We start from the raw sequence: 26,395 nt of genomic DNA, 5'->3' as shown, positions 1-26,395 counted from the left end.
GGTTCTTGCCTTGGGCGCGGGGCTGTGGGCTGTGGTCGGCGGGGTCAGATGGCCATAAGGGCTTGGGCGTCGGTATCGGTGAGGTCGGCGCGGGGGCCGCTGTGGACGATGCGTCCGGCGTCCAGGACGGTGACGTGGTCGGCCAGGCGTAGGGCGACGTCGAGGTATTGCTCCACGAGCAGGATGGTGATGCCTTCGGCGGCGATGTCGGTGATGGCCTGTTCGATCTCGGCGACGATGGAGGGCTGGATGCCTTCGGTGGGCTCGTCGAGGATGAGCAGGGTGGGGTCGGCGATGAGGGCGCGGGCGATGGCGAGTTGTTGGGCTTGGCCGCCGGAGAGGAGTCCGGCGCGGCGGTGCAGGAGGGGTTTGAGTCGGGGGAAGCGGTCGAGGGCGCGGGTGATGAGTTCGGGGCCGCCGCGTTGGGTGGCGTGGTGGGCGAGGTGGAGGTTTTCGGCGACGGTGAGGGGGGCGAAGGTGTCGTGGCCTTGGGGGGCGTAGGCGAGGCCGCCGTGGATGCGGGTGTGGGGTGGTTGCGTGGTGATGTCGGTGCCGTTGTGGGTGATGGTGCCTTGGGTGGGGGTGATGAGGCCGGCGATGGTGTTGAGCAGGGTGGTTTTGCCGACGCCGTTGCGGCCCATGACGCAGGAGATGGTGCCGGTGGGGATGGTGAGGTTGATGTCGAACAGGACGCGGGCGCGGCCGTAGCCGGCGTGCAGGTGGGTGATGGTCAGGTGGGGGTCGTTCATGGGGTGGCTTCCTGGGGGGCGCGGCCGAGGTAGACCTCTTGGACTTTGGGGTCGTTCTGGACGGTGGTGACGTCGCCGTGGGTGAGGATGCGTCCTTCGTGCAGGACGGTGACGTCGGTGGCGTAGCGGCGTAGGAAGTCCATGTCGTGTTCGATGACGACGATGGTGTGGTCGGTGGCGATTTCGGTGAGGAGTGCGCCGGTGCGGGTGCGTTCTTCGGCGCTCATGCCGGCGACGGGTTCGTCGAGCAGGAGGAGTCTGGGGCGTTGTGCCAGGAGCATGGCGATTTCGAGCCATTGGCGTTGGCCGTGGGAGAGGGTGGCGGCGGGTCGGTGGGTGTGGGGGGTCAGGCCGACGCGGTCGAGGATGTCGGTGACGGTGTGGGGCAGGGTGCGGCGTCGGCGTAGGAGTTGCCAGGGGCGTTGGCGAAAGGACGCGGCGAGGTCGACGTTGTCGGCGACGGTGAGTTCTTCGAAGACGACGCTGGTTTGGAAGGTGCGGCCGATGCCGGTGCGCACGATCTGGTGTTCGCTGCGTGTGTTGAGGGTGTGGCCGTTGAAGGTGATGGTGCCTTGGGTGGGGCGGGTGCGGCCGGTGATGGTGTCGATGAGGGTGGTTTTGCCTGCGCCGTTGGGGCCGATGAGGAAGCGCAGTTGGCCTTCGTCGAGGGTGAGGTCGATGTTGTCCAGGGCGGTGAAGGTGCCGAAGGTGACGGTGAGGCCTTCGATGGTGAGCAGGCTCATGGGTGGCTCCTGGTGGTGGTCTCCTGCGGGGGTGTGGGGTCGGGGGCGGGTGGGCGTGTGCGGTTGCGGGTGAGGGCGTGGGTGGCTTGTCGGGTGAGTCCGGCCAGGCCTTGGGGCGCCAGGGCGATGACGATGACGAACAGGGCGCCTTGGAGGTAGGTCCAGCCGCCGGAGAAGGTTTCGGCGAAGGTGGTCTGGGCGGCGTTCATGAGCACGGCGCCGGTGGCGGCTCCGGCCAGGGAGTAGCGTCCGCCGATGGCCACGGCCAGGACGAGCATGATCGAGGGGATGACGCCGATGAGGGAGGGGGAGATGATGCCCATGATGGGCACGAAGAGGGCTCCTGCGGCTCCTGCGGCGGTGGCGGAGAGGGCGTAGGCGAGGGTTTTGATCCAGGTGGGGTTGTAGCCGAGGTAGCGGACGCGGTCTTCGCCGTCGCGGATGGCGATGAGGAGTTGGCCGTAGCGGCTGAGGGTGATGTGGCGGAAGAGGAGGTAGGTGGCGGCCAGGGTGAGGACGGTGAGGGCGTAGAGGGTGTATTGGGCGGTGGGGGTGTAGAGGCTGTGGCCGGCGAAGACGGGGAAGTCGGTGAGGCCGTTGGAGCCGCCGGTGAGGTGTTGTTGTCCGATGAGCAGGATGACGAAGGCGGCGGCCAGGGCTTGGTTGAGGATGGCGAAGTAGGCGCCGCGTACGCGTTGGCGGAAGACGGACCAGCCCAGGAGTGCGGCCACGGCGGTGGGGACGGCCAGGGCGGCGGTGATGGCGATGGCGGGGTGGGCCATGGGGCGCCAGAACCAGGGGAGTTCGCTCAGGCCGGACCAGACCATGAACTGGGGCAGGTGGCCGGGGGAGAGGGGGTCGGCGGCTGCCGCTGCCAGGGTCAGGTGCATGGCCATGGCGTAGGCGCCCAGGCCGAAGTAGACGCCGTGGCCCAGGGTGAGCATGCCGCCGCGGCCCCAGGCCAGGGCGATGCCCAGGGCGACGATGGCGTAGCACAGGTATTGGGCGAGTTGGTTGAGGCGGAAGGGTTCGAGCAGGTGGGGGAGTAGGAGCAGGGCGGCGGCCAGGAGGGTGAGGAAGGTCAGGGGGCCGCGCAGGCGTGGGGGCAGGGCGGGGGTGCTCATGTGAGGGCCCTTGTCTTGACGGTGAAGAGTCCTTGGGGGCGGGCTTGGAGGAGGGCGACGATGGCGGCGAAGACGATGAGTTTGGCCAGGGAGGCGTCGGCCCAGGCTTCGACGGTGGCGTTGAGCAGGCCCAGGGCGAAGGCGGCCAGGATGGTGCCGCGGAGTTGGCCCAGGCCGCCGATGACGACGACGAGGAAGGCGTCGACGATGTAGTTGGTGCCCAGGGTGGGGCCGGTGGGGCCGATGAGGGTGAGGGCGACTCCGGCGATGCCGGCCAGGCCGGAGCCGATGAAGAAGGTGGTGGCGTCGACTTTGCGGGTGTTGATGCCGGTGATGGCGGCCAGGTCGCGGTTGTGGATGACGGCGCGCATCTGGCGTCCGGCGCGGGAGCGGTTGAGGTAGTAGGCGATGGCGATGACGCTGAGGATGGCCAGGGCGAGGATGAACAGCCGGGAGTAGTGGAGGCGGATGCCGGCGGTCAGGGTGATGCCGCCGGTGAGCCAGGCGGGTGCGGGGACGTCGACGTTGGGTGCGCCGAAGGTGTCGCGGGCGGCTTGTTGGAGGATCATGCCGATGCCGAAGGTGAGCAGCAGGGTGTCCAGGGGGCGTCCGTAGAAGTGGCGGATGAGGCCGAGTTCGAGGAGCCAGCCCAGGGTGCCGGTGACGGCGAAGGCGGTGGGTAGGGCGATCAGGAGTGAGTAGGCGGGGTTGAGGCCGATCCAGGCGTGCAGGACGTAGGCGGTGTAGGCGCCGATCATGATGAGTTCGCCGTGGGCCATGTTGATGACGCCCATTTGGCCGAAGGTGAAGTTGAGGCCGAGTGCGGCCAGGAGTAGGACGGCGCCGATGGCCAGGCCGACGGGGAGTTGGCCGAGGAGGGCGTCCACCGCGGCTCCTTTCGGTGGCGGGGGTGGTGGGCGGCCGGGGCTGGGGGCCCGGCGCGCCTGGGGGAGTGGGGGTGGGGGTCAGCCGGTGAGGTCGGCGGCCCAGTCGTAGCCGGTGAGGTAGGGGTCGGGGGTGACGGGTTCGGGGGAGGCCCAGATCTCGTCGATGAGGCCGTCGTCGTTGATCTGGCCGATGCGGGCGGTCTTGACGACGTGCTGGGTGTCGCCGTCGATGGTGATGGTGCCTTCGGGGGCGTCGATGGAGGTGCCGTCCAGGGCGGCGCGGACGTCGTCGACGTCGAAGCTGTCGGCTTCTTCGACGGCGGCCTTCCACAGGTAGACGGCGTTGTAGGCGGACTGCATGGGGTCGGAGGTGACGCGGTCGGCGCCGTAGGTGTCGGTGAAGGCCTGGACGAAGCCGGTGTTGGTGTCGGTCTGGGTGGTCTGGTAGTAGTTCCAGGCCGTGAGGTGGCCGGCGATGTTGTCGGCGCCGATGCCTTCGATCTCTTCTTCGGCGACGCTGACGCTCAGGACGGGGGAGTCGTCGGGGGTGACGCCGGCCGAGCGCAGTTGTTGGAAGAAGCTGACGTTGGAGTCGCCGTTGAGGGTGTTGAAGACGGCGTCGGGTTGGGTGCGGGCGATGTCGTTGGTGATGGTGGAGTATTCGGTGTGGCCCAGGGGGGTGTATTCCTCGGCGGTGATGTCCATGTCGTGGGCGCCTGCGTAGGCGGTGATGATCTGGTTGGCGGTGCGGGGGAAGACGTAGTCGCTGCCGACGAGGTAGAGGCTGCTGTGGCCTTGTTCGCGCAGGTAGTCCAGGGCGGGGATGATCTGCTGGTTGGTGGTGGCGCCGGTGTAGACGATGTTGGGGGAGGCTTCGAGGCCTTCGTATTGGACCGGGTACCACAGCAGGCCGTTATTGCGTTCGAAGACGGGGAGCATGGCCTTGCGGGAGGCGGAGGTCCAGCCGCCGAAGACGGTGACGGCGTTGTCGTCGTTGAGGAGTTTGTTGGCGCGGTCGGCGAAGGTGGCTTCGTCGGAGGCGCCGTCCTCGATGACGGGTTCGATCTGGCGGCCCAGGACTCCGCCGTCGGCGTTGATCTCGTCGATGGCGAGTTCGACGGCGTCGCGGACGGTGACCTCGCTGATGGCCATGGTGCCGGAGAGGGAGTGGAGCATGCCGACGGTGACGGTGTCCTCGTCGACTCCGGCGGGGTCGCCTGAGGCGCAGGCGGTGGCGGCCAGGGTGAGGGCGAGGGTGGCGGCGATCGCGCTGAGGCGCGGGTGTGGGCGCGGGGGCTGGGGTGCCATCGTGTGCCTTCTCCTAGGGGTGGGGGCTGGGGTGGGCGGGGTCACCTAGGAGGCTGGTGTGGGGGTGTTTCGCGTGGCGTGCCCGGCTGTTACGTATACATGTCGGTATCCGGTGGGGTCGTTAAATCGGGTTTCGGGGCGGTGGTGTGATGGCAGGTGCGGGCGCCCCTCACCTCTTAACTTGACATAATGTGCATTATCGGTGGTAGGGGGAGTAGGGGCGGGAAGGGGTTGGAGGCCCTCCGGGACGGCGGTTCTGCGTGGCTGCGCCGTGGATCGGGCCGACGCGTCGACGGCGGCCGAGCTCCGGGGCGGACGGGCCGCGGGTGGTGCGTGGCTCCGTTGGCGACGCCGGGAGCTCGCCGTTGGGTACCAGAACGAGGTTCTGCGGGCTCGCCGCGATGATCGGTGGCTCAGCCCGTTCGCGCTCAGGGCGCTCCAGGCCACCTGCTGATCGCCGGGTCGACGAACCGCGGCGAGGTGAACGGTGCGGATTCAGCGCCGGCGGGCGCGTTGAGGCCGGGCGTCGGCGCGTGCGTGCGGGGCGCCCTGACCTGGGTGTCCACGCTGGTCAGGGCGCGGACGCCCGGGTGGTATCGGGCCGTCGGAGGTGTTCTGGGTCCTCGCGTCCGGATCTGGTGGGCGGTCCCCCGGCGGCCGCACGCGCCTGGCCGGGGTTCGAGTCAGCGGGTCCAGGTCGGCGCGGTGAGCCTCCTGGGGCGGGTGCCAGGGCTTCGGGTGCGGGCGGGCCAGGGCTCTGGGGCGTCCCCCGGGTGCGGCCTGACCCGTGACCTGTCCATGTTTGATGCATAATCTGTGTTATGCATGCTTTTCTAGCTTTTTGATCGTCTATGCGTGGTTTGTGGTGATTTGTTGGGTCGCCGTGTGCCTGCCCCTCCTCCTCGGGCGTCGAGGCCACTGCCCCCGGTGCTCTGTGGCCCGGCCGGCCCACCCCTCCTCCTCGCGAACCGGGGCCGGCTCATCGCCCCCTCCCCCGGCGTCCGGACACGCCCGCGCCCACGCCTGGCGCAGGGCGTGCGTTCCAATACGCAGAGTCATCATGGTGTGCCGGTGGGTGCGGGTGCTCGCCCCGCACTCCCCCGCCCGAGGACCGCACGCGGTGGGATGCGCGTCCACCTGCGGGCCAGCCCGGCATCCGCTCCCCCGCCGACCGAGGCAGGTTCGTCCTGGTTCGGCCTTGTTCGTCCGGGGACGCGTCGCTCCCCGCCCCCGGGCCCGCGGTGCCGGATCCCCGTCGTGTTCGAATCTGTTCGACGCCGGGCGTGGATGCGGTCGTGGATCGGGGATGCTGAAGGCATGAGTGGTGCAGCAGCAGCGGGGCCCGAGCGGGCCCAGGACGCGGTCGAGCAGTATCTGGTGGCGCGGCGGGCGGCCAAGCCCTCCCCGCACACGGTGGCCGCCTACCGGCGGGACCTGAACGCGGTGTTGGCGTTGGTGGCGCGCGAGCACGGGTGCCGGGTCCAGGACGTGGCGCTGGCGGACCTGCAGGCGGGTGTGCTGCGGTCGGCGTTCGCGGACTTCGCCACCGACAGGGCCGCCTCCAGTGTGGTGCGGGCGTGGTCGACGTGGAATGGGTTCTTCGGGTTCTGGGTCTCGGAGCGGGTGGTGGGCGGCAACCCGATGTCGGCGGTGCCGCGGCCGCGGGTGCGTCCCTCAGGGCCCAAACCGCTGATGGGTGAGGACACCCCCGAGCGGTTGCTGGAGGCGTTGGCGCGAGGGGCGCGTCGGGCACGCGATCCGTGGCCGGAGCGGGACCTGGCGGTGTTGGCGCTGGCGTTGCTGACGGGGATGCGTTCGGCGGAGATGTTGTCGTTGCGGGTGGAGTCGGTGGGCGGCCGTGCGGGCGAGCGGCGGATCCGGGTGGTGGGCAAGGGCGGCGGTGAACGGGTGCTGCCCATCGAGGTGCCGTTGGAGGTGTTGTTGGAGGCGTATCTGGCCTCGCGGCGGCACCGGTTCGGGGTGGTGCGGGGCGCTGATCCGTTGCTGGTGGACAACCGCGGGCAGGGGTTGCGGCGGGGTGGCCTGCAGTATCTGGTGCGTCAGTGCTACAAGCACGCGGGGGTGCACGACCGGGTGGCGCGGGGGACGCTGGTGCACGCGTTGCGGCATACGTTCGCCACGCGGTTGGCCGAGGACGGGGCGTCGGTGAGCGAGATCATGCATTTGCTGGGGCACGCCTCGGTGTCGTCGTCGCAGGCCTACATCGAGGTGACGGCGCGGGCGCAGCGGGAGGCGGCGGGGTCGAACCGTACCTATGGGGTGGTGCGCCGGCTGGTGGCCGAGGGCGGGGTGGACGAGGTGGTGGGCCGGTAGGGCGCGGGCATCGCGTGCTCGTGTGCCGTGGTGGGGCTTGTGGAGGGGCGGGGCCCGTCGGGCACGCCCTAGTCTGTGGCTGTGAATGATCTGACGGTGTCGACGGTGAATGTGAACGGGCTGCGTGCGGCGGCCAAGAAGGATCCGGGTTTCGTGGCGTGGTTGGCGTCCACGGAGGCCGATGTGGTGTGTTTGCAGGAGACGCGGGCCGAGGCCGAGCAGTTGTCGGAGTCGGTGGTGGCTCCCCCGGGGTGGCATGTGCTGTTGGCTCCGGCGGCGGCGAAGGGCCGTGCGGGGGTGGCGGTGTACTCGCGGCGTGAGCCGGAGGCGTCGCGGGTGGGTTTCGGTGAGGCCGAGTTCGAGGATTCGGGTCGGTATGTGGAGGTGGATCTGGGGGCGGTGACGGTGGCGTCGCTGTATCTGCCCTCGGGTGAGGTGGGGACGCCGCGCCAGGAGGAGAAGGAGCGTTTCATGGACGCTTTCTTGCCGTATCTGGTGAAGCGGCGCGCGCAGGTGGAGGCGCAGGGCCGTGACCTGGTGGTGTGCGGTGACTGGAACATCGCGCACCGGGAGGTGGATCTGAAGAACTGGCGGGGCAACAAGAAGAGCTCGGGTTTCCTGCCGCAGGAGCGTGAGTGGTTGTCGCGGGTCTTCGATGAGGCCGGGTATGTGGATGTGGTGCGGGCTCTGCATCCGGAGGTGGAGGGCCCGTATTCGTGGTGGTCCTATCGGGGGCGGGCGTTCGACAATGACACGGGGTGGCGGATCGATCTTCAGGTGGCGACGCCGGGGTTGGCCGCGCGTGCGGTGTCGGCGCGTGTGGAGCGTGCGGTGGAGCATGGTGCGCGTTGGTCGGATCATGCTCCGGTGACGGTGCGGTACGGGGCCTAGGAGGGCTGCTGTTATGGGTGTGCCGATCGTGATGGTGCATGGTCTGCGGTTGTCGGGGAGTATGTGGCGGCCGCAGGTGGAGTTGTTGTCGGCGCAGGGGCGCCGGGTGGTGGCGCCGGATCTGCCGGGGCACGGGTCGCGTCGGGGTGAGGAGTTCTCGCTGGGGCGTGCGGTGGACACCGTGTTGGGTGCGATCGACGAGGTGGGCGGGCGTGCTCTGGTAGTGGGGTTGAGTCTGGGCGGGTTCGTGTCGATCGCGACGGCGGGGGCGGCGCCGGGGCGGGTGGCGGGTCTGGTGGCGGCCAGTTGCACGGCCAAGCCGGCGCAGTCGTTGGCGCAGCTGTATCGGATCCCGTCGGTGTTGATGGAGCGGTTGCCGGACAAGGGTGCGAGGGTCAATGAGCGCTTCCACCGGTTGACGTTGCGCGATGGCGCGGCTGAGGCGGTGTTGGACGGCGGGTTGGCGGTGGAGGCGGCCACGGCGGTGATCGACTGCATCTCGGAGATGGACGCGTTGTCGGCGCTGTCGGCGTACACGGGGCCGGTGTGGTTGATCAACGGGTCGCGTGATCACATGCGTATCCATGAGAAGCAGTTCTTCGACGCGTGTGCGGATGGCCGGTTGGTGAACGTGCCCAGGGCGGGGCACATGGTGAGTCTGGACCAGCCGGTGAACTTCTCGCGGATCGTGGGCGATGCGGCCGATGTGGTGAGTGCGCGTGAGGCGGTGCGGGCGCAGGTGGAGGCGGCCGAGGCGGCGGAGGCGGGTCCGGCGTTGGAGGGCGAGGGCTGAGACGGTGTGCTGGGTGGGGTCGGGGCGGCTGTGGTGGCTCCGGCCCCACTGGTGTGTCCGGGGGTCGTGGGGCGGAGCGTTCCCGCAGGGCGCCGGTGGTGGTGCGGGGGCGCGGGCGTCGCGGTCCCCGGGTGCGTCGGTGGCAGATGGGGTGGCGAGACGCTGATCGTGCTCATGGAGCCCGCGGGCGCGGCGGCCGGGTGATCGCGGGCCCGCGGCGCCGTACGGGCATGCCTCAGGTGCGGCGTAGCCGGGCGCGGACCCGGGCCAGGCGTGCGGCGTTGGCCGAGTCGGGGCCCTCGCGCTCCACACGGGTTTCGAGGGTGCCGGTGACCGTCACGTGCAGTGGCTCGTCCGGCCATTTGTCCCACCGTTTGGGGCGCCGGCGCTCGAACCGCTCCTGGGCCTGCTCGGCCTGGTCGGGGTCGGCGGGGCCGCGGGTGGTGGCCAGTGCCTCGGAGGCCTTGCGGCGGTTGGCTCGTGCCACATACCGGCGGGAGAGGCGGATGTTCTTGCGTGTGCTCTTGTCGTTCTCGCCGTACTCGTTGCGGCGGTCCTTGGCGTAGCTGAGCCGTTTGTCGTCCTGGGGTGTGCGACGGCGTGGCACTGTGCTCCTCTCCCCTGCCGGGGCGGTGACAGTACCGTGCCGGTCGTCGGTGGGGCAACGGTTTTGTACCGTGCGGGGCCCGGCTCCCCTGCCGGGGGCCGGCGGGCCGGGCCGGGGGTCAGCGGGTGCGGGGGGTGTGGGCGCTCGTGGTGGTGCGCGTGCGTGTGGCGCTCTGGGGCAGGCGGAAGTAGATCATCGGGTTGCGGTGGCCGGTGTGCAGGGGCTCGGCCAGGTCGAGTTCCTTCTTCAGGTCGGTGAGGGCTTGGTGGTGGCCCAGCCGTGGTCGGTGCCGATCTCCACGACGGTGGCGGGGGTGTTGTGGCGTAGGAGCAGGTAGGTGATTTCGGCTTCGAGGTCGTGGAGTCGGGTGGTGGTGGCTGGTGCGGCGTCGTGGTGGTGGGCGCGCATGCGTTCGCGGGCGCGGGCGAGGTCGTCGCGGTGGGTGCGGTAGAGCTCGCTGATGTGCGCCAGGTCGATGGCGGTGGGCATGTTACCCCCTGGGGTCGTGTGCGGACCGTTGGTGAGTGCCGAAGGTAGCAGTGCCCGTGGGGGTGGTGGGTGCGGGTCGTGGGCGGGTGTGTCGTGGTGGGTGGTCAGCGGGGGGTGGCGGGGCGGATGAGGCCGGCGTCGTAGGCGGCGATGACGGCTTGGGTGCGGTCGCGGACGCCGAGTTTGGTGAGGATGTGGGAGACGTGGGTCTTGATGGTCTGGACGCCCAAGACGAGGTGGTCGGCGATCTCGGCGTTGGTCAGGCCTTGGGCCATGAGGGTGAGGGTTTGGGATTCGCGTTCGGTGAGGGTGGCGACGGCGCGGGCGGCGGGGGTGGGTGCGGCGGGTCGGGTGGCGGCCATGGCGCGCAGGGCGGTGGGGAAGAGCAGGGTGTCGCCGCGGTGGACCAGGCGTAGGGCGGCGAGGATGTCTTCGGGTGGGGTGCGTTTGAGGAGGAAGCCGGTGGCGCCGGCGCGGAGGGCGCCCCAGACGTAGTCGTCGTTGTCGAAGGTGGTGACGACGATGACGCGGGGTGGGGTGGTCAGGGTGCGGTGCAGGTGTTCGGTGGCTTGGATGCCGTCGAGTCCGGGCATGCGCACGTCCATCAGGACCAGGTCGGGGCTGGTGCGGCGTACGAGGTCGGGGACGTCGGCGCCGTCGGCGGCTTGGCCGGTGACCTGCATGTCGTCCTCGGCGTTGATCAGGGCGGCCAGTCCGGTGCGGATGAGGGCTTCGTCGTCGACGAGGTTGATGCGGATCATCGGGTTTCTTTCCAGGTCAGGTGGAGTGTGAGGGTCCAGTGGGTGGGTGTGGGGCGGGCGGTGAGGGTGCCGCCGAGCAGGTGGGCGCGTTCTTGCATGCCGGTGATGCCGTGTCCGCCGCCGGTGCGGGTGCGGGGTCGGGTGTGGGGTGGCAGGGGGTTGGTGACGTGCAGGGTCAGGTCGGTGGGGTTGACGGTGAGTGTGAGGGTGAGGGGTTGGTGGGGGGCGTGGCGTAGGGCGTTGGTGAGGGCTTCTTGGCTGATGCGGTAGGTCTCGCGGGAGAGCAGGGCGGGCACGTGGCGGGTGTCGCCGGTGATGTGGTAGGTCAGGTCGGTGCCGGTGTGGCGGGTGGCTTGGGCGAGGTGGGTCAGGTGGGTGAGGTCGGGTGGGGGTGTGCGGTCGTTGGGGGTGTCCTCGCGCAGGATGCCCAGGGCGTGGTCGAGGTCGGCGGTGGCGGTGCGGGCCTGGTCGGCGATGTGGGTGAGGGCTTGGCGGGCGAATTCGGGGTCGGTGTCCAGCAGGCGGGCGGCGGTGGCGGCTTGGAGGGTGACCACGGACAGGGCGTGGCCGAGGGTGTCGTGGAGTTCGCGGGCCAGGCGGCCGCGTTCGGCGAGGGTGTGGGCGTGGGCGTGGGCGGCGGCCAGACGTTCGGTGGGGGTGGGTCCGAGCAGGTGGGGTGCGGTGCGGGCGAGGAGGTGGCCGAGCAGGGCGATGGCGTAGAGCAGGGCGGCGACCACGAGTAGGGCCAGGAAGGGGCCAGCGAGGCGTTGGGCGGGGGTGAGGGTGTCGTGGCCCATGAGGGTGAGGGGGCCTTGGGAGGCGGCGTAGGGCTGGGGGGTCAGGGGGGCGATGGCGAGCAGGGCGGCTTCGGTGAGGGCGACCATGGTGGCCAGGCTCGCGACCATGCCCAGGAGCAGGTGCAGGCACAGCCACAGGGTGGCGCGGGCGGTGGGGCGGTTGGTGGTGGTGTGGGGGGTGTGGGTGAGGGGGCCTTGGAGGAGGGCGCGGGCCAGGTGGGTCTGGCCGTTGCGTACGCCGGGGATGAGGGCGGTGGCGGTGATCAGGGCCAGGCACAGGGTGGGGGCGAGGATGAGGGCGGCGGTGGTGGGTTCGTCGGTGCGGGGGCCGCGTTGGGTGATGAGGGTGGCCAGGACCAGGGCGGCCATGGCGAAGGGCATGAGGAGGGCGCCCCCGATGACGAGGTAGGCCCATCGGCGGTAGGTGTGGGCGTGGGTGAGGGGTCTGATCGCTCGGGTGAGTGGGCGCACGGTGAGATCGTGGCACAGCGGGGTGGGTGGGCGCTTCCCTCTGGGGGGTGAACGGGTGGGGGTGTTGGCGGTGGTGGGGATGATGGGCGGGTGGTGTGGGTGTTGGTGGTGTCCGGGGGTGTTGGGCCGCCCCCTTGCAATGTGTGATGAACCTGTCGTCCTATGGTTGGACTTGTGACACGCAGTAATACACCGCCACGGGCGGCACGGACAACGGAGTCGGGGCTGGCGCACACGTTGCGTCGGCGGCACATGACGCTGATCGCGATCGGCGGTTCGGTGGGGGCGGGCCTGTTCATCGGGTCGGGGGCGGTGATCCAGACGGCGGGCCCGGCCGCGGTGCTCTCCTACGCGCTGGCGGGGGCGTTGGTCTTCCTGACGCTGCGGGCGTTGGGCGAGATGGTGGTGGCCGTGCCGGCGGGCGGCTCGTTCTCCGACTACGCGCGCCTGGCGTTCGGTCCGCGGGCGGGGTTCACGATCGGGTGGGTGTACTGGTGGATGTACGCGGTGCTGGTGGCCGCGGAGTCGGTGGCCGGTGCGGCGATCCTGGGCCAGTGGGTGGCGGCGCCGGGGTGGGTGCTGGCGTTGGCGGTGTTGTTGTCGATGACGGTGGCCAACCTGGTCTCGGTGCGGGTCTTCGCTGAGACGGAGTCGTTGTTCTCGATGGTCAAGGTCGCCACGATCGTGGCGTTTTTGCTGATTGGCGGGTTGTGGGCGCTGGGGTTGTGGCGCGGCTCGGAGGGGGCGGGTCTGGCGAATCTGTGGCAGGTGGGCGGGTTCGCGCCCAACGGGTGGATCGCGGTGCTGGGTGCGACGGTGGTGGTGCTGTTCGCGTTCGGTGGGGTGGAGATCATCACGATCGCCGCGGGTGAGAGCGCCGAGCCGGAGCGGGGTGTGGCCTCGGCGGTGACGAACGTGCTGTGGCGGATCGGGTTGTTCTACGTGGCCTCGATCCTGGTCGTGGTGATGGTGGTGCCGTGGAATTCCACGGAGTTGGACCGCAGCCCGTTCGTGGTGGTGATGGAGACCGTGGGGGTGCCGGGTGCGGCGCTGATCATGGAGGTGGTGGTGTTCATCGCGGTGTTGAGCGTGTTGAACGCGGCGATGTACACCTCCTCACGGATGTTGTTCGCCTTGACGCGCCAGGGTGATGCGCCGCGGGTGCTGTCGGGGGTCAACCGCCGCGGGGTGCCGGTGCGCGCGATCCTGTTGGGGACCGTGGTGGGTTATGGCGCGGTGGTCGCGGACTTCCTGTGGCCGGGGCAGGTGTTCGCGTTCCTGGTGGCCTCGATCGGGGCGATCCTGTTGGTGTTGTTCGTGATGATCTGTGCTTCGCAGCTGGTGGTGGGTCGGCGGTTGCGTCGGCGGGCTCCGGAGCGGGTGACGTTGCGGATGTGGGGTTTTCCGTACCTGACGTGGGTGGTGCTGGCGGGGTTGGTGGCGATCGGGGTGGCGATGGCGACGATTCCCGAGCACCGGCAGTCGCTGTGGGCGACGTTGGCGTCGGTGGGTGTGGCGTTGGTGGCCTTCGAGGTGCGGCGCCGGTGGGGGCGTGCGCCGGTGAGCCGGGTGGTGCTGGGTGTGCCCGGTCGCGCCGACCCGGTGGAGTTGGCGCGGGTGGCGGGCCCGGCCGGGGCGGCGGAGGTCCCGGTCGAGCCGGTCGCCGGGGAGGAGCCGGCCGGGGAGCCCGAGCGCGGGGCCTGACGTCGGTGCGCGCGGTGGCGCCGTTCCTGTGGGGACGGCGCCACCGGTGTGTGCGGGGGGTGGTGGCCGTGGGGCGGTGGCTGCCTGTGGTGAAGGTGTGTGCGTAGAGTTGCCTGGTCATGGCATGTGTGCTGATTTCGGCTTTTGTCGCTAGGGTGCTGGCAACCCCCGAGAGGAGCACCCCCGTGCGACATGTCGTCGGCTTCCTGTCCGGATTGATCCTGGGCCCGGTTCTGTTGCTGTTGGGCGGGTGGGTGTTCTCCCACCTGCGCCGTCTGCACGGTTCGGGTCTTGGCGCCTTGGACGGCGCCGGCCCCCTGGCCCTGGCGGGCCTGCTGGGCGTGGGCCTGGTCGTGGCCCTGCTCGCGGTGCCGCCGCGGCTGACCCCGATGCTGCCGTTGGGGGCGTCGTTGGTGCTGGGCGGGGTCACCGCCGTCTCGTTGCTGCGCCCTCACCTGTTGGATCGGTTGCCCGTGCTGCCCGGTAGTGAGGGTGCTCTGGTGCTGTTGCCGTTGGGGGCGTACGTGCCGCTGGTGGTGGTGTTGTTCGCGACGGTGTTCGTGGGCGGCCGGTGGCGGCGTGAGCCGGAGGGGGTCACCGAGGAGGAGTACTTCGAGGGTCTGTACGGCGAGGACGATGATCGTCGTGGCCCGGCGTCCAGTGCCCTGAGCGGCGCCCCTGCGCGTTCGGGGCCGCGGCACCGGGCCTGAGGGCGTCGGCGTGTGTGCGGGCCCCGTCGACCACCGGTCGGCGGGGCCCGCACGCGTGGGGGCGCCTGGTCTTCGCCCTCCCAAAACCAAGGACAGCTTCGCGGGGCCCGCTCGCGTGGGGGCGCCCGGCGAGGAGGGTCCCGTACTGCTGCGGGCGGTGTGGTGCGCTCCCCCGCCGGGCCGGTCGTTGACCGGTACGGAGGCGGCTGGGGCCGGGGCCGGGGCCGGAGCGAGGGGCGCCCTCCGGCGTTTTTCGGCGGGCCCGCGGGAGGGGTCGCGCTCCTTGGGGCCTCTCCCCCGCACGCGCATGCGCGGGGTCCGGCCGGTCAGTGCGCAGGCGCGGGCGGGGACGGCCGGGCGGTGAGCCGGTGAGGGTCGGGGCCCAGGCCGTGTTTGTCTGAAGGCTTTCGGGTGAGCTCGCGGTCGTCAGGTCGTCTCTCGGAAGGCGATGTGCGAAGTTCAGCCTGGTGGTGCTTTTCGAGCGCAGAGGCGCAGCGAGAGGCGGTCCTGGCGGCCGCGAGCCCGGAAGCTGCAAAAAACACGGCCTAGCGCCAGGCGGGGCCCCAGCCGGAGCTGTTGGAGACACCGGGCGGCAGCGGCGGCAGCCCTTGGGACGGGGGCGCCTGTACCTGCGCTTGGGTCTGGGGTGCGGGCGGAGCGGGTTCGGGGTCCGGCCGCGGATCCGGCTGCGGGTCCGGTTCGGGCCGCGGGGGCGTGTCGGGCTCGTCGGTGGTGGCGGCGGCCACGAACCCGCGCACGCGCTCGGCCTCGGGCTCCTCCTCGTGAGCGGGCATCAGGACGGGTTCGGGCAGGGGCGGGTGGCCGGAGTCGCCGTCGGGGTCGGGGATGGCGGGCTCGGCCGGGGCGACCCGCTTCCACCACACCTGGGCTTCGTCGGTGGTGAGCTCGGACTCGATCTCCAGCCATCCGCGCACGTGGGGGTGGCGGCGCCCGGCGTTCCAGGAGCGCGGGTAGGGCAGGTCGTCCAGGACCAGGACGTGTTCGCCGTCCACGGTGGGGATCTCCGCGGGTACGCCCTCGTTCCACACCCAGGTGCCGTCGTGGGCGACCAGGTTCCACCAGCCGCGCACGGTGTGGGCGGCGGGGTCGGGCGGGCTGTCGCGGTAGGCGGCGGCCCAGCGGGGGTCGGGGGCCTCGCCCTCCAGGCCCTGGGCGTGGGGGCCCACGAGGGCGTCGGCGAGCAGGGTGTGGAGCTGGAAGTTGTCGCCGATGCCGTCGAAGAGGACGCGGAAGGCGCGCTGGGAGCGGCGGTCCATGACCAGGGCGGAGGTGGCCTCGGCCATGCGCAGCAGGGCGCGGACCTCGTCGAACTCGGTCAGGTGGTCGCTGAGCTGGTTGGCGATGGCCACGAGTTCGGCGTGCAGGGAGGGGTCGCGGCGTACGTGGGAGCGCACCTCGGACTCGCTGAGCATGGTCTTGGCGGCCAGGCCGTGGCGGCGGACGGTCCACCAGCACATGGTGGCCGAGGGTGCGTCGGTGCCCAGGTGGGTGGCCACGCGTGCTTCGGTGTCGGCGGTGACGGCTTCGGGGTCGGGGGGTGCGTCGGTGCCGGTGCGCTGCCAGGCGCGCAGGAAGACGATGGCGCCCTTGCCCATGGTGCGCAGGCGGCGTAGGACTTCGGGTCCGGTGGGGCCGGGGTCGGTGCCCATTTCCACGATGGCTCCGGCGACCACGGACAGGTCGGCGATGATGCCGGGGGCGGTGTGGTCGCCTGAGAGCAGGGGGGTCAGGGCTTCCAGGGCGAGTTCGCGTTCGACGAGGGGCACCTGGGAGGCCAGGGTGTAGACCTTGTGGACGGCGGGTGGGAAGGTGTGGGGGTCGGCCGCGACGGAGGCGTCGATGAGTTCTTGGAATGCGGCGCGGAATTCGTCGACCATGGGTCCGTCCCCTTTCTCACGCAACCAACCTAATGTCTCATCAGGGCAGGATCGCACGTTAACGGGTGATTTCGAGTGCTGTTGGTGGGTTCGTTGGCAAGCTGATATGCGTGGTGGCCGCCCACCCGGGCCAGGTCACAGGCCCAGACGGGTCACGGCGTTGTCCTCCAGGGGGTTGGCGGTACGGATGTAGTCGTGCACGGTGCGCGGGTTCGTCCAACGGCCCTGGCGCATGATCTGGCGGTCGGTGGCTCCGCCCAGGGCGGCCTGGGTGGCGAAGCCCGCGCGCAGGGAGTGCCCGCCGAAGTCGGCCGGGTCCAGCCCCGCCCGGGCGGCGTAGCGTTTGACCAGCTCGCCCACGGCCCGCCCCGACATGGGCCGCTCCCCCACCCGGCCGTGGCGGTCCACGGTGGGCAGCAGCGGGCGGGCCCGACCGTCGGCCAACGCGTGCTGGAGCGGGTCGCCGCACCGATGGGCGGCCGCGGCGGCCGGGGGCTCGGCGCGCTCCAGGAGTGCGCGCACGGCGTCCTGGCCACCCTGGAGCAGGGCGCTGAGCAGGTCGGTCCAGTCGGCGAAGGCGCACAGCGGGCAGGTCGCGCGGTGGCGGCCGCGCGGCAGGGCCACGACGTGGCCGCGGCGGCCCTCCTGGTCGGTCTTGGTGGTGCCCAGGTGCACGACCAGGGTGGCGGCCCCCGAGGCGGCGTCGGTGCGCGCGGTGATGTCGTCGAAGGTCAGGGCGGCCAGTTCGGAGCGGCGCAGGGCGCCGGCGAAGCCGGTCAGCAGCAGGACCGCGTCGCGGCGCCGGGCCACGCCGCCGGGGAAGCCCTCGGGTGGGCGTACCGCGAGCAGGGCCTCCAGGGTGGTCAGGGTGACCGGGTCCTTGCGGCGGGGGCGGGCGGCGCGGGTGCGGCGGATGCCGCGCAGGGTCATGCGCACCACGTCGGAGCGGGTCGGTGAGGCCAGGCCGTGGGCGCCGTGGACGGCGGCGATGGCGGCGGCGCGCCGTTCCAGGGTGGGGGTGGCCAGGGCCCAGGCGGTGCCTTCGGCGGTGCGGGTGTGGGCGCAGGCGGCCAGGTAGACGGCCACGTCCACGGCTTCGGCGGGCAGGGCCTGGCGGCCTTCGGCCAGGCACCAGGCGGTGAAGGCGGTCCAGTCGGTGCGGTAGGCGCGCAGGGTGTTGGGCGATTGGGCGCGGGCCAGGTAGCGGCCGAGGGTGTCGGCCTGTTCGGCGTCGAAGCGATCACGGACCTGGCGCAGGGTGTGGGTGTCGACCAGGACGCTGTGGGTGACCGAGGCGAGTTGTCGGCGGACTCCGGCGGGCAGCTCGAGGGCGCCGGGTGTGTGGGGTTCGGGTTCGGGTGTGTTCACGGTGTTCCATGATGGCGCACGCGCGCGCCGGTGCGGGGCAGGCGCCGCGGCCGGTCGGTCAGCCGCTCAGGTGGGCGCGCAGGGCGTCCCACAGGTCGGGGGGCGGCATGACCCAGAACAGGGGCACGGCCGAGACCACCAGGGCGGCGGTGAAGCCGATCGCGGCGATCTTGCGGCGCAGGATCGCGGCGGCCACGGCGGAGGCGGCGGGCACGACCAGGGCCAGGACCAGGACCCAGATCAGGGCGTTGCCCACGGAGGAGATGTCGGGGGCGGGTGCGGTGGGGTCGGCGCCGGTGGTCAGGGCGGCTTCTTGCATGTCCAGGGCGGCGAAGAGCAGGTTGGCCAGGGCCAGGGGTGTGCCCAGGGCCCACAGCACCGTCAGGGCGACCCAGAGCGCGGTGAGGCGTTTGTCGGGCGGGTCGGGCAGCACCAGGGGGGTGCGCTCGGTGCGCGGGCGTGCCGTGGCCTGGTCGGGGCCGGTGGGGGCGGCCTGGTCGTGGTCGGTGGTGCGGGGCCGCTGTGGGGCGGCCTTGCGGCGTTGGCGTTTCTTGGGTGACACGCGCCTGTCGTCCTTGCCTGGTGGTGCTGTGGTGCTGTGGTGTCCGGGGCGGGTGGGCCTTGGAGCCTACCCGGCCAGTCCGGCCAGGTGGATGACCGCCACGAAGACGATCGGCCAGGCCAGCAGGGCCAGGGACCACAGGGCGGCGCGGCGGTCGCCGGCGACGGTGGCCACGGCGGCGGCGAGCAGGGGCAGGCCGATGGCGGCGCCGAAGGCCAGGGTGACCCATTCGGCGCCGGAGCCGGTGGGGGTGTCGGCGCGTACGCCCATGAGGTAGCCGGCGGGGCCCAGGACGAGGGCGAGCAGGGCCACGATGGCGATGACGACGCGGATGCCGGTGGGGTGGCGCGTGTTGCGACCACCGTCGGGTGCGGAGGGACGGTCAGACACGGGGGCCGTGGTGCCTTTCGTCTAACGGGCGGCGGGCCTGGGTGGCGTGCGCGGGGCGCACGGGCGCGCGCGGGTGGTGGATCGGGGGCACGCGCCGCCGGGCACCGTCGGTGCGCGGGGGCGTGCGGTGCGGTGGGCGTGCTGTGTAAAACGTACCTGCCCCGGCAGGTGGGTGGAACCTGTCGGGCGGTGGCGTGGTGGCGGATCGCCGGGGTCGCGAAAGGACCAGGACAAGGGCGGCACCGACCGGTGAGGACCGAAGCCGCAGCAGGAAGCCCTGACCATCCGACCGGCGAAGGGTGCTACACACTGGGGTCGGCCCCTGTCAGTGCGTGGCGGCGGGCAGGGCATCATCGGCTACGCCGGATCGTGTCTGGGGGGCCTGCGCTGACGGATCTTCTCACCCCCGCAACGGTCCGTGTGCTCCCGATCAGTACCGCCGACAGGTGTCGTGGTGCGATCGTCGCCCTCATACCCTAGCTAGCCTGAGCGAGCGTCACAGGTTGGTACGGAGCGTTGTGTCGTCCGACCCCAGCGTCCCGGCCAGGTTCAGATCCGGGACAGTAGGTGGGCAGCTGGCACGATACCCGGCCACGGCCGCTTCGCCAGTTCACCGCCCACCCGTTGGCGGCCAACGCCCAGGTCATCGATCAGGCTCCCAGTTTTCCACCGACGTGGGCGATTCTGGCCCGCCGCACCTCGGGCACCAAACGGAAATGGATCCGTCCCTTACCTGGGGTGTAACGCGAGTGCAGCTGAAAGGCGCGGCGTTGCCCGTCTAGATCGATGAAGTCCACGATTCCCCCCTTGACCCGGCTGTCACTCTCCACGGTGACCTTCGAGCGGTAGACGAGCATCCCGTCGTCGTTGATCCGCCACTCGGCGACCGCCTCTTCCAGCTTCACCAAGTGCTTCCGCACAGGAACGACCCAGGCGTGATCCAAATTGCGCAGATTCCCCTCCACCCGTGGGAGAAACTCCAGGTGCGGAAAGTACCGATCCCGGCCTTCCCAGAGGGCTGCGCCCGTGGCGAGCTTCTCCAGGCCTTCGTTTCGGAGCCACTCCTCGTGTTCGGTGGCATGGTGTTCCCGGGAGCAGTGCCTGAGGTGGATGTCGGCCGAGCACAGCTCTACCACACCGTCCTCACCTTCCTCTGGGCGAAGGCGGGTGACCGGCAGCCATGGTTCCTCCCAATCGGGGCCGATCGGAAGGCTGACTGTCATACCGTCGTGCAAGTCGGTCGCTTGGAAGGCCCTCCCGGGCTGACCGCAGTGGCTGTACTCGCTTTCCGGATCCAGCCCTTGTGCAGGGATTCGGAAGGGGGCTCGCTGCTGGAGGCCCATCAGTAGGCGTCCCCGCTCGCGGTTGGTGCCGTTCTCGTTCATCCACTGGACAGCGCTGTAGCTCTCCCCGATCATCCAGTGGGGGAAGGAGGAATCCTCGGTGCAGGTGAGCGTCGCATCAGGCGACATCCTCCTCACCTGAGCGAGCGCTGTGGCCAGCTCGGTCATCGCCTCAGAGGCCCGGCGCCTGTCAGCAGTACCATCACAAGTGAGTTCGTTGAGGAAGAGTCGGCTCATGTTCTCTGTCGTCTCCAGGGGTCAACCGAGCAGGCGCATGACCGCGTTGTCCCACTCGTCGAAGAAGCCCTCGGGCCATTGCGAGACCATGCCGTCGGGGCCGATCATGGGGCTGGCCAGTGCGGTGGCCCCGCTGTTGCGGAAGTAGTGCAGCACCACTTCGTCGTGTCGCAGGACGTCCTCCTTGACCGCTAGCCGCAGCCCGTTGAGCACGTGGTCGCTGTGGGTCTCCACGACCAGTTGGGCGCCCGCTGCCGCGGCCTTGGCCAGAAGGAGGGCGACGCGGCTCTGCCCGCGCGGGTGTAGGTGGGCTTCGGGGTTCTCCAACAGAAGAAGTGCTCCAGGCCGTGCTGTGAGGCAGGCCACGATGATCGGCAGGGTGTAGGTCAGCCCGAACCCGACGTTGGTCGGGCGCCGAGGCCCCGAGGAGGAAAGGCCCGCGCGTCCGCCATATCCGTAGCTCAGCCTTACCATGTCGGTCCTGTCGATACCGGCAATGTCAAGGTTCACACCTGGGCTGATCTCTCCGAGCCAGGCTTCGACATGGCTCAAGAGGGTATTCGATCGTGCCTCGGGATGGTGCAGGCCCTCGAGGACATCGAGTGATCCCTGATGATGGCGCAGGTAGTTGACAGTGTGCTCGCCGTGCGGTCCGAGGAAGGCCTGTTCCACCGCTGCCTCGTGCGAACGCTCGTAGGTGCTCGCCGGAGACACACGGTCCGCGCGCAGGTACTGGAACGAGCCCGGGCCCGCGTCTCCGACCAGAGCCCTGATACCCGCATCCTCGGCTGTGCCGGCTGGTATGCGCTTCATGGCGGTGAGGGGTAGTGCATCCGCCTCGGGATGATAGCTGAAGTTCCATGCGATCCGCTGTTCTCCGGACACCACTTCAAGCCGGATGTAGGGACCACGGGCGTCAGGCGTGTCCACCCAGTCGGAATGCAGGACGTCCTGGCCGTTGCCGAGTTCGATGAGGGAACCGTTGAGCAAAAGATTTCGACCGCGGCCCTCCCTGTGCAGGCTGGAGGATTGGCGGATCGCGGCCATCGCCTGGAGCACGCTGCTCTTGCCGGAGGAGTTGACCCCGGTGAGAAGCGTCAGCCCGCCCAGCGGGACCTGTATGTCGCGGAACGCCTTGAAATTCGTCAGGCCGATCGTGTCAAGCATCCAGTTCGCCTTCGAATTCTTTGAGAAGGGAGTTAATGGCAGAGAATCGGTGTCTGACTTTGCGCCGGTCACCCGTACCGACGGATATGGAACGCTCGAACTCCGGGTCTTCCAGGAGTTCGATGAAGGCGTCGTTCACGTCGTTCCGGCGTTCGACGAGCTCCTCGATCTGAACGTGGGTGCGGTGGGCGAGATTGACGGCCACTGTCTCGAAGAGGGCCTTGTTGATAGGTCTGCGCCAAGTCTGGTTCCGGGCTCGCTTACGAAAGGTGTGGCCTTCAAATATCCGTTCCGAGGCCTGCATCGCGTGGTCGAAGCTCTCGCGCAGCCCATCGACCCGGTCGGAGGAGAGATCATTGAGATCCTCCATCGCTTCCCTGAGGAACTCGTCCAAGTCGGTTGCTCGGTAGTCGGACGGGTCGATCATGACGAACGCCAGGAATCTGAGCACCATTTCGCGATCTGACATGCGTGCGTCGGAGACGCTCCCTTGGGTGGCTGACAAGAACGAGGGACGCTGGGCCATGTCTTTGAGTAGTTCGCGAGCCGGGCCGGGAATGAGCGCGTGTCGGAGCTCCTGGTAGGTGAGTGGGAGACCACCGGTGTTGATCCGGGCGAAGATGTTGAATTTCACTTTGGCCGGGGTGCGGTATCCGATCACGTTGACCGTGAACTGTGTCTCGTGGAGCCTGGTCTTCAGGCCTCCGGAGAGGTCCTCGTAGGAATGCCCGTTCAACCGGTCCAGGTATTGAAGGTCTTTCAGGATCAAGGGATCTTCCCTGACCAGGTCAGAATCGATGAAGCGGGCGATTGCAGTCAGGCGCTGGATGCCGTCCACCATTTCCCAAGATTCATCAATGTCGGTCTCGGCGGCGTAGAACGTGGGCACAGGGATCTTCAGGAGCAGGGACTCAATGAGCTGGCTCTGCCTGCCATCCGTCCAGATCCCGGCTTTGCGCTGGAAGTCCGGTGCCAGGTCGAGTACACCTCGGCGCAATCTGCTCAGGAGCAGGTCGACAGTCAACTGTTTGGTGACGATATCGATCTGCTCGGGATCGAAGGGATCGCTGATCCTGTCGTGCGCCTCTCGTACGCTCTCCAACGGATCCAGATCGGCACTGAAACCAGCACTATCCAAGAAATGGAGTTCGGGTTGTACGTCCACCTGGTTTCCAGCCTGCTCCGTGTTCATCGTCAACCGTGCCCTTTCATGTTGCTCTGACCCGTATCCATGATCTCAGGTTTGTTGAGGCACCGACGACGAGTGGGAACTGATCGAGCAGCACCTGTGGGGGTGCAGGCCCACCACCTGTGCGGCACGAGTCCCCTACCGGGTGGGCCAGAGGTGGGCGTGGGTGATGAGTCCGGTGAAGGCGGCGAGCAGGCGCAGGTCCTCGATGGTGCGGGGGGTGGTGGTGAGCAGATCGGGTGAGTAGACGACGGTGGCGCTGACCTGGGCGCGGGAAAGGGCGACGTTGAGGCGGTGGCGGTCCAGGACGAAGGCGGTGCCGCGTCCGCCCTCGGCGGCGTTGGAGGTGGTCATGGAGCAGATGACGGCGGCGGCCTCCTGGCCTTGGAACTTGTCGACGGTGCCCACGCGCACGCCCTCCAGGGCGGGGGTGTGTTCGGTGGCCGCGGCCAGGGCGCGGCGCAGGGCGCGTACTTGGAGGTTGTAGGGGGCCACGACGAGGATGTCGTGGCCGTTCATGGGGCGGGGCGGGGTGTGGGGGCCCGGGGTGAGGGTGTCGTGGACCAGTCGGGTGGCGATGGCGACGACGGCGTCGACCTCTTCGGGGCTGTGGGTGGTGCGCCCCTGGTGGGGGGTGGGGTGGGCGTACACGCCCGGTGCCAGGTCGGCCAGGGTGCGGGCGCGGGTGCTGGGGTGGGCGTGCAGGCGGCCCTGGTAGGACAGGGCGGAGACGGCCTGGCACAGGTCGGGGTGCATGCGGCGGGTCTGGTCGAGGAAGTAGCCGCGGGCGGGGTCGATGAGGGCGGCGCCCTCCATCAGGTGTTGCAGGGCGGAGGCGTCGGCGCCCTCGCCGTGGGTGCCCTGGACGACCTGTGGGAGTTGCTGGGGGTCGCCGAGCAGGACGAGGTTGTGGGCGGCCGCGGACACGGCCAGGGTGTCGGCCAGGGCGAACTGGCCGGCCTCGTCGATGATGAGCACGTCCACGGGGTCGGCGACCATGGCGGCGTTGGCCATGGCCCAGGCGGTGCCGCCGATGAGGACGGCTTCGCCGGCGGCGGTGTGCTTGGTGCGCCAGGTGGCCAGGGCCTGGGGGGTGGAGGGCTGGTCCCAGGGCGGGGCGGGGGTGTCCTCGGTCGTGCTGGTGCGGCTTTTGGCGCGTTTGGCGGCGGCCAGGGGCACGCCGGCGTCGGTGGCGGCGCGCAGGGCGGCGCCCATGACGTTCTCGACGGCTTTGTGGCTGGTGGAGCACACGCCGATGCTGCGGCCCTGGCGGGCCAGGTGGGTGATGAGTTGGGCGGCCAGGTAGGTCTTGCCGGCGCCGGGTGGGCCTTGGACGGCGAGGTAGGAGTGGTCCAGCTCGTCCACGGCGGCGACGGCGGCGGCGATGGTGTCGCCGCCGGTGTGGGCGGTCTGGGGCAGGGGCCGGCCGCTGCGTAGGCGGGGCGGGGTGCGGCGCAGCACGTCCAGGCCGGGGTGGCGGGGCCAGGCGGGCAGGTCGTCCACGGCGGTGCGGGCGACCAGTTCCAGGGCGCCGTCCTTGGGTTGGGGGGCCACGGGTGCGCCGGGCAGGACGGCCACGGGGGGCCGGGAGGCGGTGGCGTCGGGGTCGCTGGTCTCGGTCAGGGTGAGGGCGTCGGCGTCGGTGTCGGTGACTTTGGCCTGGGTGGTGGTGGCCGCCTGGCCGGGGGCGCCGGGGTAGAGCAGGTGGACGTCCTGGCCGGTGGTGAAGGGGTGGGGGTGGGCGGTGTCCAGGCGCATGGCGATCTCGCGGCGGGCCTTCTTCTGGCGGCCGGTGGGTTCGATCCACTCCCCCGCGCGTACCCGCCAGGGGACGGCGCAGTCGGTGTCGGCTTCCAGGTCCTGCAGGGGTGCGCTGGTGCGGCGGTAGTGCTCGCGCCAGGGCGGGAGTTGTTCGCGCTGGTAGTAGCCGACCAGGGCGGCCAGGGACGCGCGGGTGCGGGCGTCGTCGTCGCGGTCGGCGTCGGTGGTGGGCACCTCGGCGAGCAGGGGTGTGGTCAGGGCGGCGTGGCGGGCCTGTTTCTCTTCGCGTTTGCGGGCGCGTTCGGCTTCGGCCTCGGTGAGTTCGAACTGGATCAGGGGGCGGTCGGTGATGCCCTGGCGGGTGCGGTGGTCCTCGAGCCAGTCGCGCAGGCGGGCGGTGGAGTGGCAGTCGTCGCGGTTGTAGGCGGCGATGTCGTCCAGGACGCGGGCGGCGCTGGTGTGGTCTCCGGCGGCGTGGGCGGCCTGGTAGGCGGCGTAGGCGTCGATGGAGGAGGTGGCGGTGGTGACGCCGCCGCTGCGGTGGGCGGGCAGGTAGAGGGGTTCGAGGTACTTGATGGAGTAGGAGCGCTGGGACACGCGCATGCTCTTGCGTACGACGGTGTACAGGTCGATGAGCCGGTTCTCGCGCAGGAGGCGGTTGACGTCCTCTTCGCGGGTGGCGTACTCGGAGCTGAGGTGTTTGAGGCGGTCGACCTCGTAGGAGGCGTAGTGGTAGATGTGCGCGTTCTCGTCGGCGTCGATGCGGGCGGTGGCGAAGTCGACGAAGTCCTCCAGGGCCTTCTTCTCCTGGGTGCGGTCGTGGGCCCAGAAGGCGTGGAAGGTCTCGTGGCCGCTCTCGTCCTCGGTGGTGGCGCCGAAGAGGTACTCCAGGCCGCGGCCGTCGTCGCGTGAGTAGTAGGGGTAGCCCTCCATGTCGAAGAAGACGTCGCCGGGGCTGGGGGCGGGCAGGCTCGCCAGGCCGTCGGGGGCGAAGACTTCGGCGGTGACGGTGCCCTGGGGGTCGGTGGGGGTGCGGGTGGCGTCCTGGCTGACCTGGAGGGCGGCCTGGGCGCGGAGTTGGTCGAAGGAGCGGCGGGGCAGGGTGGCGGGGCGCTGGGTGTCGGTGGCGTGGGCCAGGGCGTCGATGGTGTCCAGGCCGGCGTCGGTGAGTTTGGCGGCCTGGTCGGTGCGCAGGCCGGCGACCAGGGACAGGTGGCGGGCGGCGGTGCGTCCTTGGGAGCACCAGGTGGCGTAGCCGCAGCCCTCGCAGGCGGGGCGGGGGCGGCCCCAGGTGGGGGTGGGCAGGGCGGGTTCGGTGTTCAGGCGGGTGAGCAGGCGGTGGGTGATGGTGTGCAGGATGGGGGTGAAGTCGGCGGTGGGCAGGGTGTGGGTGTGGTCGTCGCCGGTGCGCAGGTGCATGTGCTGGGGGGTGTGGCCGGTGGCCACGGTCAGGGCGTGGGCGTAGGCGGCCAGTTGCAGGACGGCGCCGGGGCCGGGGCGGCGGGCGAGTTTGGTGTCCCAGGGCTCGTAGGTCCAGGGGGTGGGGGCGTCGGTGCGGGTGCGGCCGGTGGCGGGGTCCAGGTCGGAGCGGATGAGGAAGTCGGCGCGTCCGTGGAAGGCGACGGGGTGGGGGCCCTGGTGGTCCAGGGGGTGGTGGAAGCTGCCCTGGTAGATGACGGGTACGCCCGCGGCCATGGCGTCGGTGGTGGCGGTGGCGGCCTTGGCCAGGGAGGTGTCGTCGGGGTGGGGGTCCTCGATGTGGGCGATGTCGCCGAACAGGGCGCGCAGGCGGTCGAGTTCGGCGTGTTCGTGGGCCAGGCCGTGGTGGGCGATGAGGGCGTCGACGGGTTCGGGTGCGGGGGCTCCGGGCAGGCGTGCGGCCAGGGCGCTCTTGAGGGCGCTGCGGTGGTCGCATTCCAGGGTGTCGACGAGGTCGGTGGGTGAGACGACCCAGCCGGTGGTGGTGCGGAACAACGCCGGAGCTCCCTGTGTGTGTGGGTGGTGCGGTGTTGGGGATTGTGCCATGTGCGGCTGACGTGCGGGGCCGCTACGCGCGGGGCGGGGTGGGGGAAAACGGGTGGGCTCGGGCGGGGGCGGGGTTCTAGGGTCGCG

21 protein-coding genes and 1 pseudogene are annotated in these 26,395 nt (G+C 70.4%); 5 read left to right on the top strand and 17 right to left on the bottom strand.

Translation table 11 applies throughout. The annotated features are described in order from the left end of the window. Positions 1-44: 44 nt before the first annotated feature. From DFP74_RS22840 to urtA, 5 genes are all read right to left on the bottom strand, one after another. A complete protein-coding gene (locus tag DFP74_RS22840) occupies positions 45-749 on the bottom strand; it encodes an ABC transporter ATP-binding protein (RefSeq protein ID WP_121184584.1) in 705 nt (234 codons plus the stop codon). After that, positions 746-1,492 carry an urea ABC transporter ATP-binding protein UrtD gene (gene urtD, locus DFP74_RS22835; RefSeq protein ID WP_121184582.1) on the bottom strand — a complete coding sequence of 249 codons (747 nt, stop codon included), beginning with the start codon at positions 1,490-1,492 and terminating at the stop codon, positions 746-748. Before urtD ends, DFP74_RS22840 begins: the two co-directional genes overlap by 4 nt. Beyond that, complete coding sequence (gene urtC / locus DFP74_RS22830) at positions 1,489-2,616, bottom strand: urea ABC transporter permease subunit UrtC (RefSeq protein ID WP_121184580.1); 1,128 nt, start codon at positions 2,614-2,616, stop codon at positions 1,489-1,491. The genes urtD and urtC overlap by 4 nt, the downstream gene beginning before the upstream one ends. Next, positions 2,613-3,503 (bottom strand): urea ABC transporter permease subunit UrtB, encoded by an 891-nt coding sequence (gene urtB / locus DFP74_RS22825; RefSeq protein ID WP_121184578.1) that lies wholly within the window; start codon positions 3,501-3,503, stop codon positions 2,613-2,615. Before urtB ends, urtC begins: the two co-directional genes overlap by 4 nt. Before the next feature lie 78 nt (positions 3,504-3,581). Beyond that, positions 3,582-4,811, bottom strand: a complete 1,230-nt coding sequence (urtA, locus tag DFP74_RS22820) for an urea ABC transporter substrate-binding protein (RefSeq protein WP_121184576.1) — start codon at positions 4,809-4,811, stop codon at positions 3,582-3,584. A gap of 1,317 nt (positions 4,812-6,128) precedes the next feature. Between urtA and DFP74_RS22815 the strand changes: the two genes are divergently transcribed. The 3 genes from DFP74_RS22815 to DFP74_RS22805 all read left to right on the top strand — a co-directional run bounded on the left by DFP74_RS22815 (position 6,129) and on the right by DFP74_RS22805 (position 8,829). Further along, positions 6,129-7,145 (top strand): tyrosine-type recombinase/integrase, encoded by a 1,017-nt coding sequence (locus DFP74_RS22815; protein ID WP_121188450.1) that lies wholly within the window; start codon positions 6,129-6,131, stop codon positions 7,143-7,145. Positions 7,146-7,235: 90 nt separating this feature from the next. Beyond that, positions 7,236-8,036 (top strand): exodeoxyribonuclease III, encoded by an 801-nt coding sequence (locus DFP74_RS22810; RefSeq protein WP_121188449.1) that lies wholly within the window; start codon positions 7,236-7,238, stop codon positions 8,034-8,036. Between the two features lie 13 nt (positions 8,037-8,049). Beyond that, entirely contained in the window at positions 8,050-8,829 is a 780-nt protein-coding gene (locus tag DFP74_RS22805; RefSeq protein WP_121184574.1) for an alpha/beta fold hydrolase, read from the top strand. Between the two features lie 235 nt (positions 8,830-9,064). Here DFP74_RS22805 and DFP74_RS22800 read toward each other — a convergent pair whose 3' ends face one another. The 4 genes and pseudogenes from DFP74_RS22800 to DFP74_RS22785 form a co-directional block, all read right to left on the bottom strand. Then, positions 9,065-9,436 (bottom strand): hypothetical protein, encoded by a 372-nt coding sequence (locus tag DFP74_RS22800; protein WP_121184572.1) that lies wholly within the window; start codon positions 9,434-9,436, stop codon positions 9,065-9,067. Positions 9,437-9,700: 264 nt separating this feature from the next. Continuing rightward, positions 9,701-9,925 (bottom strand): annotated as a pseudogene (locus tag DFP74_RS22795) (class I SAM-dependent methyltransferase); the annotation flags it as partial. A 104-nt stretch (positions 9,926-10,029) separates the two neighbouring features. Beyond that, positions 10,030-10,686 carry a response regulator transcription factor gene (locus tag DFP74_RS22790; RefSeq protein WP_121184570.1) on the bottom strand — a complete coding sequence of 219 codons (657 nt, stop codon included), beginning with the start codon at positions 10,684-10,686 and terminating at the stop codon, positions 10,030-10,032. Further along, entirely contained in the window at positions 10,683-11,954 is a 1,272-nt protein-coding gene (locus DFP74_RS22785; RefSeq protein WP_121184568.1) for a sensor histidine kinase, read from the bottom strand. The genes DFP74_RS22790 and DFP74_RS22785 overlap by 4 nt, the downstream gene beginning before the upstream one ends. A 252-nt stretch (positions 11,955-12,206) precedes the next feature. Between DFP74_RS22785 and DFP74_RS22780 the strand changes: the two genes are divergently transcribed. Next, positions 12,207-13,658 (top strand): amino acid permease, encoded by a 1,452-nt coding sequence (locus DFP74_RS22780; protein ID WP_121184566.1) that lies wholly within the window; start codon positions 12,207-12,209, stop codon positions 13,656-13,658. Between the two features lie 185 nt (positions 13,659-13,843). Beyond that, a complete protein-coding gene (locus tag DFP74_RS22775) occupies positions 13,844-14,368 on the top strand; it encodes a hypothetical protein (RefSeq protein ID WP_121184564.1) in 525 nt (174 codons plus the stop codon). Between the two features lie 545 nt (positions 14,369-14,913). Here the strand turns inward: DFP74_RS22775 and DFP74_RS22770 are convergent. From DFP74_RS22770 to DFP74_RS22735, 8 genes are all read right to left on the bottom strand, one after another. After that, positions 14,914-16,266: a hypothetical protein gene (locus DFP74_RS22770; RefSeq protein ID WP_121184562.1), complete on the bottom strand. Its 1,353-nt coding sequence runs from the start codon at positions 16,264-16,266 to the stop codon at positions 14,914-14,916. 135 nt (positions 16,267-16,401) lie between these two features. Next, positions 16,402-17,634: a site-specific integrase gene (locus DFP74_RS22765; protein ID WP_121184560.1), complete on the bottom strand. Its 1,233-nt coding sequence runs from the start codon at positions 17,632-17,634 to the stop codon at positions 16,402-16,404. Between the two features lie 58 nt (positions 17,635-17,692). After that, on the bottom strand, positions 17,693-18,196 hold the full coding sequence (locus DFP74_RS22760; protein WP_121184558.1) for a hypothetical protein: 504 nt from the start codon (positions 18,194-18,196) through the stop codon (positions 17,693-17,695). A 66-nt stretch (positions 18,197-18,262) separates the two neighbouring features. Further along, a complete protein-coding gene (locus tag DFP74_RS22755; protein ID WP_121184556.1) occupies positions 18,263-18,586 on the bottom strand; it encodes a hypothetical protein in 324 nt (107 codons plus the stop codon). Positions 18,587-19,236: 650 nt separating this feature from the next. After that, the gene (locus DFP74_RS22750; protein WP_147453903.1) at positions 19,237-20,166 is read right to left on the bottom strand and encodes a hypothetical protein; all 930 of its coding nucleotides are present in this window, start codon (positions 20,164-20,166) and stop codon (positions 19,237-19,239) included. 21 nt (positions 20,167-20,187) lie between these two features. Continuing rightward, positions 20,188-21,333 (bottom strand): DUF3696 domain-containing protein, encoded by a 1,146-nt coding sequence (locus DFP74_RS22745; protein WP_121184552.1) that lies wholly within the window; start codon positions 21,331-21,333, stop codon positions 20,188-20,190. Further along, on the bottom strand, positions 21,326-22,525 hold the full coding sequence (locus DFP74_RS22740; protein ID WP_147453902.1) for a DUF262 domain-containing protein: 1,200 nt from the start codon (positions 22,523-22,525) through the stop codon (positions 21,326-21,328). The genes DFP74_RS22745 and DFP74_RS22740 overlap by 8 nt, the downstream gene beginning before the upstream one ends. A gap of 135 nt (positions 22,526-22,660) precedes the next feature. Continuing rightward, positions 22,661-26,257 (bottom strand): TM0106 family RecB-like putative nuclease, encoded by a 3,597-nt coding sequence (locus DFP74_RS22735; RefSeq protein ID WP_121184549.1) that lies wholly within the window; start codon positions 26,255-26,257, stop codon positions 22,661-22,663. Between the last annotated feature and the right edge of the window lie 138 nt (positions 26,258-26,395).

This window comes from Nocardiopsis sp. Huas11 (assembly GCF_003634495.1).
In the GTDB taxonomy this organism is placed as follows: Bacteria; Actinomycetota; Actinomycetes; order Streptosporangiales; family Streptosporangiaceae; genus Nocardiopsis.
This window is presented reverse-complemented; position numbering and strand designations above follow the sequence as displayed.

Excerpts from the sequence above, each read along its gene's own strand:
- DFP74_RS22840 (WP_121184584.1), bottom strand. The coding sequence starts at position 749 with ATGAACGACCCCCACCTGACCATCACCCACCTGCACGCCGGCTACGGC.
- DFP74_RS22790 (WP_121184570.1), bottom strand. The coding sequence starts at position 10,686 with ATGATCCGCATCAACCTCGTCGACGACGAAGCCCTCATCCGCACCGGA.
- urtD (WP_121184582.1), bottom strand. The coding sequence starts at position 1,492 with ATGAGCCTGCTCACCATCGAAGGCCTCACCGTCACCTTCGGCACCTTC.
- DFP74_RS22805 (WP_121184574.1), top strand. The coding sequence starts at position 8,050 with ATGGGTGTGCCGATCGTGATGGTGCATGGTCTGCGGTTGTCGGGGAGT.
- DFP74_RS22780 (WP_121184566.1), top strand. The coding sequence starts at position 12,207 with ATGACGCTGATCGCGATCGGCGGTTCGGTGGGGGCGGGCCTGTTCATC.
- DFP74_RS22750 (WP_147453903.1), bottom strand. The coding sequence starts at position 20,166 with ATGAGCCGACTCTTCCTCAACGAACTCACTTGTGATGGTACTGCTGAC.
- urtC (WP_121184580.1), bottom strand. The coding sequence starts at position 2,616 with ATGAGCACCCCCGCCCTGCCCCCACGCCTGCGCGGCCCCCTGACCTTC.
- DFP74_RS22740 (WP_147453902.1), bottom strand. The coding sequence starts at position 22,525 with ATGAACACGGAGCAGGCTGGAAACCAGGTGGACGTACAACCCGAACTC.
- DFP74_RS22745 (WP_121184552.1), bottom strand. The coding sequence starts at position 21,333 with ATGCTTGACACGATCGGCCTGACGAATTTCAAGGCGTTCCGCGACATA.
- DFP74_RS22770 (WP_121184562.1), bottom strand. The coding sequence starts at position 16,266 with ATGGTCGACGAATTCCGCGCCGCATTCCAAGAACTCATCGACGCCTCC.
- urtA (WP_121184576.1), bottom strand. The coding sequence starts at position 4,811 with ATGGCACCCCAGCCCCCGCGCCCACACCCGCGCCTCAGCGCGATCGCC.
- DFP74_RS22815 (WP_121188450.1), top strand. The coding sequence starts at position 6,129 with ATGAGTGGTGCAGCAGCAGCGGGGCCCGAGCGGGCCCAGGACGCGGTC.